This window comes from Plectonema radiosum NIES-515 (assembly GCF_025753815.1).
Lineage (GTDB): Bacteria > Cyanobacteriota > Cyanobacteriia > Cyanobacteriales > Nostocaceae > Hassallia > Hassallia radiosum_A.
Map to the genome: position 1 here is coordinate 1 of NZ_JAOWRF010000376.1, position 10308 is coordinate 10308.

Sequence of the window (10308 nt, forward strand, 5' to 3'; positions counted from 1 at the left end):
AGGCAGTCGTTTTAAACGCGGATGGCTAAACCGTGTCTGGGCGTTAAGGGTTCTGGAGCCGACTCCACCCGTTGAAACGTCAACTAAAGATTGAATGTCTACGGATGTCCATGATTTAGATAGCAGGCGACATCTTTATTACATCAGTTAAGCAGTTGACAAATAATTCCTTTATGACTATAAATGAATTAAATTTTAGCTCATCTACATTTAGAGTAAACAGCCCAAAATATAATTAAGTTTATCTATCCATAGAGTGATTCTGTTGTGAATATAAACAAATAAAACTTCAGTCTAGGGGTCGATGCAAATGTTATGGTTATAGAAGTATAAAAAAATAAGCGAACCTTGAAAGAAGAATCTTAATGTAACCCGCAATACTTTTATAGAAAAGTCACGGTTGATTTGCTTGTTTATCCTTACTTAACCGATGCGGAACATACAGCCTCTCTTGACAAGGTTTGTAGAGCAAGAACGTAAAGATAGAAGTACAGCTTGATAATTTGATTGCTCAAATTGACTAGCTAAAGGCATAGGCTTTTCTATCAAATTAAAAGTTCTGCGTTAGTTCTGTTATCGAGGATTTAAAATGAAAATAATTGGTTTTGTTTCGTCTCTAGTACGTCCTGTGCGTTTTTTAGTTGTTGCTTTTACCTGTGCCTTATTACTTTTAACTAACGCTTTTCCGGCTTTGGCGATCGGTACTACTAAAAGCGCTCCTACCGAAGCTACCGAGCAGCTAAATGGAATTCAGAGTAAGACTGATGAAAAAGCTACAAAGCCTCCTCTTGGACGCGAAGAAACTCAAGCAGAAACATATAAGGGACTTAACGAAGTTCAGGGAGATGCGGACATTGATAAAATGAAGCGTCCGGAAAATTCACAAAATGCTACCACTGTGGAAGATCAAGTGGAGAATCTGTTAGAAAAGGTGACAGGTAAAAAGTAAGCTAGTTTAGATCCTTCACAATCTAAAAATCTTTCTCAAAATAGATTTTGGTGTTTTTTATTGCAGACATCTTGATTACTGATTAGACATCTCCGGAAAACAATGTAGAGACGCGAAATTTCGCGTCTCTACAAGGGTTGTGGATAACGCATATTTAATTTTCGGAGATGTCTATTGTAATTGAGGTGTCTCAATACGGTTCGGTTAAGAATATTTGTGAACCCAAAACCCTTGTAGAGACGAAGCATGTGCAACGTCTCTACATACGTTAACCGAACCGTATTGCGAGGTGTCTATTCTTATTTGTTATAGCAAAAAGACATCTTCAGAGTCATACGTAGAGACGTAGCACTTGGTAATCTCTTGGGTCGGGCAACGCATAATTCAATTCTGGCTCTCAAGATTAAATCGGATCAGAAATGTTAAATTTATGAAAAATATATAATTATTCCTTTGAGAATCTATTTGCCCTTCATAATACTTCCTTAGGTTGATGTTGCTTGGGGGGTAAATTGGTGAACCTAGAAAGAGAGTTAGCCTAGAGATTGAAAATTATGCGTAAGTTAAACATTGGTTTGACAGAAGAACAACGTCAAGGTGTAATCAACCTGTTGAATCAAGATTTGGCAGATGCCTATTTACTCTTAGTGAAAACGAAGAAGTTTCACTGGGATGTCGTTGGACCTCAATTCCGTAGTTTGCACCTGCTTTGGGAAGAACACTACACAGCATTAACTGAAAGTATCGATTCAGTAGCTGAACGGGTTCGTGCTTTGGGTGGTTATCCAGTTGGGACTATGGAAGGATTTCTGAAGATTGCTTCACTCAAAGAGCAACCTAATAACGTTCCCTTAGCAACTGAAATGGTGGCTCATTTGGTAAACGATCACGAGCAGGTCATTCGCAATTTACGCGACCATATAGACCAGTCTAGTGAAAAGTTCCATGATGAGGGAACTGCTGACTTCTTGACTGGATTGATGGAAGCTCATGAAAAAATGGCTTGGATGCTGCGCTCGTTTATCGAAGGGGAAGCATTGCAATCAGATGGTAGTCAGCAAGCGGCAGGAATCAAAACACCCGTAGGTGTGTAACCGCAAGCAGATATAGCGTAATCCATAGTGTCTAATTAGAAGATGCCAGATGCGGGAAGAGAAAATATTCCCGCATCTGTATTGTCAATTTTCCTGATAAAAAAGCAAGATATAAGGTGCATCAAAATGACTGAAGCATATAAGGCAGAACGTACTATTTCTGCTGTTTTTAAACAACAAAAACAAATTGATGATGTTATTCGGCGTTTAATAGAGCGAGGTGTGTCTAGTGATCATATCTCGGTGATGGGCAGAAACTTTCAATCGGAAACACGAATTGCTGGTTTCATCAGTAAAAGGGATGTGATTTTGGGAGGTTTGAGAACAGGAGCCATTTTTGGTTCTTTGTTTGGTTCCTTTCTCAGCTTACTTTCTGGTGTCGGTGTACTGTTTATTCCTTTTGTCGGTCCGATTGTCGCAGCAGGTCCCATTGGTGCAGTGTTGTTAGGAGCAGCTAGTGGTGCGATCGCCGGCAGTGCCGGTGCAGGTTTAGTGTCGGTTCTCACCACATTGGGTATGCCAGAAGATAAAGCCGCTATTTATCAAACTCGGTTACAAGCTGGTGAGTTTTTAGTGATGGCTGAAGTTGCGAGCGATCGCGCTGGCGAATTTCAATTATTATTAGAAAGTGCTGGTGGTGAAGAAATTCACACAATTGAGGCAACATTGGCTCGCGCTTGTTCTGGTGCTTGCAACAGCGTAGAGGATTTATCTCCCGAAGTTCGCTCTCATATTTCTGTTGACGCTCAAGGCACATTTATGGAGCGTTATAACGCTGTACTCAGTGAGTCAAATGACCAAACTAAAGCGGAACACGCTGCTTGGGAAGCAGTTCATCAGCAATATGATGAAGATGAAAATGGTGTTTGGTCTAAATCGAAAGTAAGCGTTTAGAAGTAGAGACGTTCGGTCCGGAACGTTTAAAAGTAGAGACGTTCGGTCCGGAACGTCTGTACAGGAGAGGCTAAGGTGATTTATAGCTGGCAACTCGCAGAGTTAATTGACCTTTGCGAGGGTCAGTGCTAAATACAAAAGCTCCTTCTTCTTTTTCACTAGTAGATAAAAAATCAATTTGTTGTTCTCCGGTTTCTGTAACTTGATTGTTAATTTTTAATTCAGCCATAATTTGTACTGATTCGGCTGTTTCTCCTCCAGTATTAATGATTTCAAAGGGGACATAGAATTGTCCATTGACCTCGCGAATTTTCTGTTTGTTAGTCACAGAAATAATGGGAGGTTCATGTTTATCATTCACCCAGGTGTAACATACCAGACCGACAATTAGTGCGAGGATGAATGTTGCGCTGCTAAATGTAACCCATTCAGCAAGCGATCGCTTTGGTCGTTGTTCTGTTTGATTCATATCGCTAACCTTCCAGCAGCACCACCAATTGTTGCAGGTAAACCAAGCAGCAAAGCATGATCTAGCCACATTGTCCAAGGATCGCTAAATGTCAACTGTTGAAAGAACCACAACATAAAAGTACCTGCGACCAGCGACACCAAATAAGACATAATAGTTTCACTTAATGGGCTTTGGAAAATTCCTTGTTGCTGTCTGCGCTTTTGTTGGTCTGAAAAACCCGCTTCAAATACAATTCCATAAGAAATCAGCAAAGATGCGGCAATAATTGATAAAAGCCAGAATGGAGACACCGCTGCCGCTAACATGGGAATTTCATCTGTTGGGGCAATATTAAAAGCAATTACAGTTGCACCAATGAGGGTTGCACCAATATCAGCAAGAGTTGCTTGTAACTCATCTGGGTTTTTCTGCTTATGAGCTTTGTTTGTCTCACTATTTTGTTGTGTATTGGCGTTACGGCTATCTCCTAAAAAATGATTCGCTAATGCTACCCCTAATGAAAATGGTACACTTTCAAAGATGATTTTACCTACAGCTTCTTTGAGAGCGGTTTCTGATGTGAGTTCTCGCAATAATAACAGCACAAAAGCAGAGCAAACTATGCCGATCGCTATCGCTTCTACAGTATCAAATACTGCGTCATAAGCAAGGGTAGCATGTCTGCGTTTGCGAAAGCCTTCAGTTTGATTCAGCAAGAAAACTACAATAAATGTCAGTGCGATCGCTACCATCATCATTTGTGGTTTTGCTACTGAACCAATCCACCAAACTTCCATCGTGTAAAGCAAAGGGATGCCAAACAAAAATCCTCCACACGCACCCCTAATTATGTTATTAAATTCACTTGTCCATATATTTTTATTTCCCTTGATTGCCACGTTTATACTTTCCTTAAATATTTTTTATTTTTTCAAATCATAATATAACTACAAATGTTATTAAGTTTTCTTAGTTAAATTTTTATGTCTGTATGACTTATATCTATCCTAGGGAAGGCGATATTCAGGCAAAAAGTCTATCTAAAGTCCAGTTATCAAATAAATCAGATATCGATAAGATAAATTGTAAGGTGACAAAGTAATAATTAAAATAGGTAAAAGATATGAGCGCTGAAGACAGAATTAAGGCAACTGCTAAAAATATTGAAGGCAAGGTTCAAGAAGCTATTGGTGAGTTGACTGGGAACCCAGAAGACAAGGCTGAGGGCAAAGTAAAGCAAGCTGAGGCTCAAGTTATTCACACCGCTGAAAACATAAAAGATGAATTGAAAAAATCTTTTGAATAATCACAGGAGTAAACCAACGGTGGCTAACCCCTAAATTATGATGCTGTTGGGAAATTAGTGAGGAGCAGGATTTTTGAGAAATTTCCGAAAATCCTGTAAATGTAGAGACGCGAAATTTCGCGTCTCTACACCGCGTATTACACGCAACCGAGAAGCGCTATAGGTAAAAATGTTGGCGATCGCTCACCGATACTGGCGGGAAACTGGTAAGCTTGAGACATTGAGCCATTTGTTATTAGTATTGAGACAAATAACAAAGGACAAATATGATTAAAATCCTCCACCTCTCCGATATCCATATGGGAAGCGGTTTTTCCCACGGACGCATTAATCCAGAGACAGGATTAAATACACGGTTGGAGGATTTTGTCAAGACTTTATCTCGATGTATCGATCGCGCGTTAACAGATGCGGTAGATTTGGTGATATTCGGTGGCGATGCTTTCCCGGATGCGACACCACCACCATATGTGCAAGAAGCCTTTGCTAGTCAGTTTCACCGCCTAGTGGATGCTAACATTCCCACAGTGCTGTTGGTGGGAAACCATGACCAACACTCCCAAGGACAGGGAGGGGCAAGTTTATGTATTTACCGCACGTTGGGAGTGCGGGGTTTTGTTGTTGGTGATACCTTAACTACTCACCACATCCAAACTCGTAATGGAAGCGTGCAAGTTATGACTTTACCTTGGCTGACTCGTTCGGCGCTGATGACGCGGCAAGATACTGAGAGTTTATCACTTGCGGAAGTCAACCAGCTATTAACAGAACGCTTGCGAGTAGTTTTAGAAGGAGAAGTTCGCCGTTTAGATCCCGATGTGCCAACTGTGCTATTAGCTCACTTAATGGCTGATAATGCGACTTTAGGAGCCGAGCGTTTTTTGGCTGTAGGTAAAGGCTTTACTCTACCATTATCTTTGTTAACGCGACCTTGTTTTGATTATGTGGCATTGGGACACGTCCACAAACATCAAAATTTGAATAAATCTAACGATCCGCCGGTGATTTATCCGGGAAGTATTGAGCGGGTGGATTTTAGTGAAGAGAAAGAAGATAAAGGTTATGTGATGATAGAGTTGGAGCGGGGTAACGCTGAATGGGAATTTATTCGTTTGGATGTGCGGACTTTCCGAACGATTGAAGTGGATGTATCCAAGGCAGAAGATCCGCAAGGAGCGATCGTGAAGGCGATCGCCAAACATAATATACAAGACGCAGTAGTTAGACTTATTTACAAACTTCGCTCCGAACAGTTGGATCTAATTGATAACGCTTCACTGCATGATGCTTTAACTACAGCGCACACCTACACCATTCAACCAGAATTAGTCAGTCAATTGGCTCGTCCCCGCATTCCCGAATTGAGCGCAAGTAGTAGCATCGATCCGATGTCAGCCTTAAAAACCTACTTGAACAACCGCGAAGACTTGAAAGACATCGCAGCTTCTATGTTAGAAGCCGCAGATAAGTTGCTTGCAGATGATGTAGAAGTTTGGCTGGAAAAAGCAAGTAATTAGGGGAGGGGGAGAGTTCTTGAGAGGGGGGGAGTTCTTGAGAGGGGGGGATGAAGAATTAATTCCTTTTCCCTTTTCCCTTTTCCCTTTCCCCCCTCCTAAAATTCCCCAATGCCCTATTCTGAAAAAAACTATCTGTAGATAGTATTGCTACTGAATCATTGCAATTTAAAATTTTACAACTATTGTTCACAAATCTGCCAAAATTGCAATATTCATTGCTCAGTGCTTAGTTTTTGACTTTCACAGAACAATGACCAAAACCTTTTTCAGGTGGGCGTTGTATGTCCTTCTACCCTCAACTCAAGCAATTTTTACTCGGTAAAACCTTACCAACCAGCGCTCATGCTGAAGAAAGATTAAGCAATGCTGCGGCTTTAGCGGTTCTTTCCTCCGATGCTCTCTCCTCGGTTGCTTACGCGACAGAAGAGATTCTGCTAATTTTAGTAACCGCAGGAAGCAGCGCTTTGGGTTTGTCTGTACCGATCGCTGTAGCAATTATCGTCCTGCTGGGAATAGTCATACTTTCCTATCGGCAAACCATTCGCGCTTATCCCAAAGGTGGGGGATCGTATATCGTAGCGAGAGAAAACCTCGGTCTTTATCCCGGATTGGTGGCTGGGGGTTCGCTGATGATTGATTATATCCTAACTGTCACCGTCAGTGTATCTGCTGGTACAGCTGCTTTGACTTCATTAGTTCCAGCACTGCTACCCTATACAGTCAGCCTTTGCTTGATTTTTATTTTCCTGTTGACACTGGCAAATCTCCGGGGTGTAAAGGAATCAGGCAATATTTTTATGGCTCCGACTTATGCCTTTATTGTCAGTATTTTTGTGTTGATTGGTCTTGGTTTGTTTAAACAAGCTAGTGGACAACCTGTCACAGAATATCCCAGCCTGCCGGTGAATGAAGGAGTCAGTTTGTTTTTCATTTTGCGAGCTTTTGCTGCTGGATGTACAGCACTGACGGGAGTAGAAGCAATATCCGATGGTGTTTTGGCTTTTAAAGAACCAGAGTGGAAAAATGCCCGCTTCACATTGCTTTCTTTGGGGATAATTCTCGGACTAATGTTTGTAGGAATTACCTACCTGTCGAACGTTTATCATGTTGTTCCAAGAGAGGGAGAAACTTTAGTTTCTCAGTTGGGTAAGCAGCTGGTTGGGACTGGACCATTTTACGGCTTTATCCAAATCGTCACATTGTTGATTTTGCTTTTAGCGGCGAATACGAGTTATGCTGATTTTCCCAGACTGAGTTACTTTTTGGCGAAGGATGGATTTTTACCCAGACAATTAGCATTATTAGGCGATCGCTTAGTCTACTCTAACGGTATTATCCTTCTCAGCCTCTGTGCTGCGGTTTTGGTGGTTATCTTCAAAGGGCAAGTTAACGCTATTATTCCTCTGTACGCTGTTGGTGTGTTTACTTCCTTTACCCTTTCCCAAGCCGGGATGGTACGTCGCTGGTTTAGACTAAAAGAACGCGGTTGGCAAGCGAGTGCTTTGATGAATGGTTTGGGAGCGATCGCGACACTAGTTGTTCTCGGTGTCATCGTCTCAACCAAATTCCTCTTAGGTGCTTGGTTGGTAGTTGTAGCGATTCCTTTGGTAGTCTGGCTATTTTTGGCGATTCACAGTCACTATAAATACGTAGCTGAACGTCTCAGCATTCAAGGATTACCACCACGTAGCTATGTTCCCAGACCGAAACCGACACTCGTGACTCATCCCGCAGTGGTTATAGTCGGACAACTTAATCGAGGAACAGTAGAAGCTTTAGATTATGCACGCACCATTGCCGATGAAATTGTTGCCGTTCATGTAGATCTTAATTCTACTGACCGAGAAAAGTTGCAAGAAAAATGGCGACAATTAGAATCAGACATTCCTTTAGAAATCATCGATTCACCTTATCGCTCTGTAATTGAGCCAATTGTAGATTTTGTCATTCAATTTGAAGAACAACATCAAGGTGTTTTTACAACCGTAGTTATTCCGGCTTTTGTCACTCGCAATTGGTGGGATAGTCTTTTACACAATCAAACAACTTTGTTCTTAAAAACAGCTTTAAGAGCTAAACAAAGTCGCGTTATTACCACCGTCAGATATTACCTGTAATATCTGACGGTGGTAAATTATTAGGGAGACGTTCCGTTGGAACGTCTCTACGACGGTTATTATTAATAAGCTGTTTGACTGTCACTTCCCTCAAATTTAAAAGTAATTAAATATTTTTTTAATCGGGACACATTTTTAAGATTCGTGCAACAGTTATAGAGGAAATTACAGCAATTTTCATGTATTTAGACCATATTATTGTTTCTTATTTTCTTCCTTTGCACCTAGAAGTGAGATAAAAAGAATGTAGTTCATTTACCTGAAAATCGCTGTAATTTATTCATGAAAAAGCGCAGCATCCTTATTTAAAGCTCCGGCATTCGTGCGTGAATATTGGTTTTTTTAATTGTGAATTATCCGAATAAATTGACATGATATTAAATATAGCAATCCTAAAGAAGAGTGTGAAAATTATATATCTCTTTCTTCTTTCTTCTCGAACGAGACGCTGCACGATGGTGATTCGTTTCCTGATCTATATTTTTCACAACTCAAATAGGATTAATATATCATATCTATAAAAATAGCGATATTTTGTATCAAACATGTCAATGTTATTAACAAACCATTTTAGTTTGATTTAATTGGACAAGATTATATACTTTGATATTTTAATTGGACATGTTGAAAATTTAAAAATATATTAACTAAAGATAAAATGTAATTTAGATAACTGTATTTAAATTCTTATTGTTTAAAATGTATTATTTAAGTTAACTGATTTTCATTTCAAAAATTATTAAAAATCTCTAAAAAGGTTGCGATATAAGAGTTTAATATCTAAAAGCTTATCTTTTAAATTACAATCATGACTAAAGGCACTACAGTCTACAAAAATAATCACCTAATATAGAAAATATCGATAGTTAATAGGATTTCAGTTGGATGTCATATGTAAACACCACATACCAAAATCAGCAGAAACAAACTGCTCTTATTACTGGTGCATCCAGTGGAATCGGTTACGAATTAGCCTGCATTTTTGCGAAAGATGGTTACAATCTTGTATTAGTTGACAAGCAAAAAGAAAAACTTACGCAAATCGCTCAGGAATTTCCGCCAAAATTTGGCATTTCTGTGAAAATTATTGCCAAAGATTTATCCAAACCAATATCTAGAGAAGAAATTTTTTCTGAGTTACAACAAGCACCTATTAAGGTTGATGTTTTGGTGAACAATGCGGGATTTGGGACTTATGGATTATTTCACCAAACCGATATCAACGCTGAACTTGACATGATACAAGTAAATGCAGCGTGTGTCACTCATTTAACAAAGTTATTTGTTAAGGACATGGTAAAGCACGGTTATGGGAGAATATTAAATGTTGCCTCAACTGCTGCTTTTCAACCAGGACCGATGATGGCGGTTTATTTTGCGACGAAAGCTTATGTATTATCATTTTCGGAAGCGATCGCTAACGAATTAGAAGGTACAGGTGTCACTGTGACTGTTCTTTGTCCAGGACCAACAGCAACGGGATTTCAACAAGCAGCAGCAATGGAAGAAGCTAAAATCGCTAGTTCTGGACGGATGATGGATACAAGAACTGTAGCCGAAATTGGCTATCGCGGCTTAATGGCAAAGAAAACTGTTGTCATTCCTGGAATCAGAAATAAAATACTTGCTCAATCGATTAGATTTTCACCCAGTAGGAAGCTAGTGGCAAAGATAGTCAGAGATATGCACGAGGCAAAACATAAGTAATATTTTTAACTTTTGATCTACTCAAACCGGGATGTATGGTGTTAGGCTTGGGTATTCAAATCATGTCCTTTAATCACATATATTGTAGAGACGTTCCAGCGGTATTGTAGAGACGTTCCAGCGGTATTCTAGAGACGTTCCAGCGGTATTGTAGAGACGTTCCAGCGGTATTGTAGAGACGTTCCAGCGGTATTCTAGAGACGTTCCAGCGGTATTGTAGAGACGTTCCAGCGGTATTTTAGAGACGTTCCAGCGGTATTGTAGAGACGTTCC

At 40.1% G+C, this 10308-nt stretch carries 11 protein-coding genes; 7 read left to right on the forward strand and 4 right to left on the reverse strand.

The window, feature by feature from the left end; genetic code table 11:
- The first annotated feature begins 589 nt into the window (after positions 1-589).
- The 3 genes from OGM63_RS26665 to OGM63_RS26675 all read left to right on the forward strand — a co-directional run bounded on the left by OGM63_RS26665 (position 590) and on the right by OGM63_RS26675 (position 2937).
- Positions 590-949, forward strand: coding sequence for a low temperature-induced protein (locus OGM63_RS26665; protein ID WP_263748736.1), 360 nt, complete (start codon positions 590-592; stop codon positions 947-949).
- Between the two features lie 554 nt (positions 950-1503).
- Positions 1504-2043, forward strand: coding sequence for a Dps family protein (locus tag OGM63_RS26670; RefSeq protein ID WP_263748737.1), 540 nt, complete (start codon positions 1504-1506; stop codon positions 2041-2043).
- Between the two features lie 126 nt (positions 2044-2169).
- Positions 2170-2937, forward strand: coding sequence for a ChaB family protein (locus OGM63_RS26675; protein WP_263748738.1), 768 nt, complete (start codon positions 2170-2172; stop codon positions 2935-2937).
- A 70-nt stretch (positions 2938-3007) separates the two neighbouring features.
- Here the strand turns inward: OGM63_RS26675 and OGM63_RS26680 are convergent, their stop codons facing one another.
- A complete protein-coding gene (locus OGM63_RS26680) occupies positions 3008-3406 on the reverse strand; it encodes a TIGR02588 family protein (RefSeq protein ID WP_263748739.1) in 399 nt (132 codons plus the stop codon).
- Complete coding sequence (locus OGM63_RS26685) at positions 3403-4287, reverse strand: TIGR02587 family membrane protein (RefSeq protein ID WP_318528550.1); 885 nt, start codon at positions 4285-4287, stop codon at positions 3403-3405. Before OGM63_RS26685 ends, OGM63_RS26680 begins: the two co-directional genes overlap by 4 nt.
- 224 nt (positions 4288-4511) lie before the next feature.
- Between OGM63_RS26685 and OGM63_RS26690 the strand changes: the two genes are divergently transcribed.
- Positions 4512-4694, forward strand: coding sequence for a CsbD family protein (locus tag OGM63_RS26690; protein WP_263748740.1), 183 nt, complete (start codon positions 4512-4514; stop codon positions 4692-4694).
- A 137-nt stretch (positions 4695-4831) separates the two neighbouring features.
- Here OGM63_RS26690 and OGM63_RS26695 read toward each other — a convergent pair whose 3' ends face one another.
- Positions 4832-4993 carry a hypothetical protein gene (locus tag OGM63_RS26695; protein WP_263748746.1) on the reverse strand — a complete coding sequence of 54 codons (162 nt, stop codon included), beginning with the start codon at positions 4991-4993 and terminating at the stop codon, positions 4832-4834.
- Between OGM63_RS26695 and sbcD the strand changes: the two genes are divergently transcribed.
- From sbcD to OGM63_RS26710, 3 genes are all read left to right on the forward strand, one after another.
- Complete coding sequence (gene sbcD, locus OGM63_RS26700) at positions 4961-6211, forward strand: exonuclease subunit SbcD (protein WP_263748741.1); 1251 nt, start codon at positions 4961-4963, stop codon at positions 6209-6211. The two genes, OGM63_RS26695 and sbcD, sit on opposite strands and share 33 nt — an antisense overlap.
- A 281-nt stretch (positions 6212-6492) precedes the next feature.
- Entirely contained in the window at positions 6493-8328 is a 1836-nt protein-coding gene (locus OGM63_RS26705; RefSeq protein ID WP_263748742.1) for an APC family permease, read from the forward strand.
- 885 nt (positions 8329-9213) lie between these two features.
- Entirely contained in the window at positions 9214-10035 is an 822-nt protein-coding gene (locus OGM63_RS26710) for an SDR family NAD(P)-dependent oxidoreductase (RefSeq protein WP_263748743.1), read from the forward strand.
- Between the two features lie 69 nt (positions 10036-10104).
- Here OGM63_RS26710 and OGM63_RS26715 read toward each other — a convergent pair.
- Positions 10105-10308, reverse strand: a 204-nt coding sequence (locus OGM63_RS26715) for a hypothetical protein (protein ID WP_263748744.1), incomplete at its 5' end; no start/stop codon positions are given.

Coding starts and splice junctions, on each gene's coding strand:
- OGM63_RS26680 (WP_263748739.1), bottom strand. CDS start 3,406: ATGAATCAAACAGAACAACGACCAAAGCGATCGCTTGCTGAATGGGTT.
- OGM63_RS26670 (WP_263748737.1), top strand. CDS start 1,504: ATGCGTAAGTTAAACATTGGTTTGACAGAAGAACAACGTCAAGGTGTA.
- OGM63_RS26665 (WP_263748736.1), top strand. CDS start 590: ATGAAAATAATTGGTTTTGTTTCGTCTCTAGTACGTCCTGTGCGTTTT.
- OGM63_RS26710 (WP_263748743.1), top strand. CDS start 9,214: ATGTCATATGTAAACACCACATACCAAAATCAGCAGAAACAAACTGCT.
- OGM63_RS26690 (WP_263748740.1), top strand. CDS start 4,512: ATGAGCGCTGAAGACAGAATTAAGGCAACTGCTAAAAATATTGAAGGC.
- OGM63_RS26675 (WP_263748738.1), top strand. CDS start 2,170: ATGACTGAAGCATATAAGGCAGAACGTACTATTTCTGCTGTTTTTAAA.
- OGM63_RS26705 (WP_263748742.1), top strand. CDS start 6,493: ATGTCCTTCTACCCTCAACTCAAGCAATTTTTACTCGGTAAAACCTTA.
- OGM63_RS26695 (WP_263748746.1), bottom strand. CDS start 4,993: ATGGATATCGGAGAGGTGGAGGATTTTAATCATATTTGTCCTTTGTTA.
- sbcD (WP_263748741.1), top strand. CDS start 4,961: ATGATTAAAATCCTCCACCTCTCCGATATCCATATGGGAAGCGGTTTT.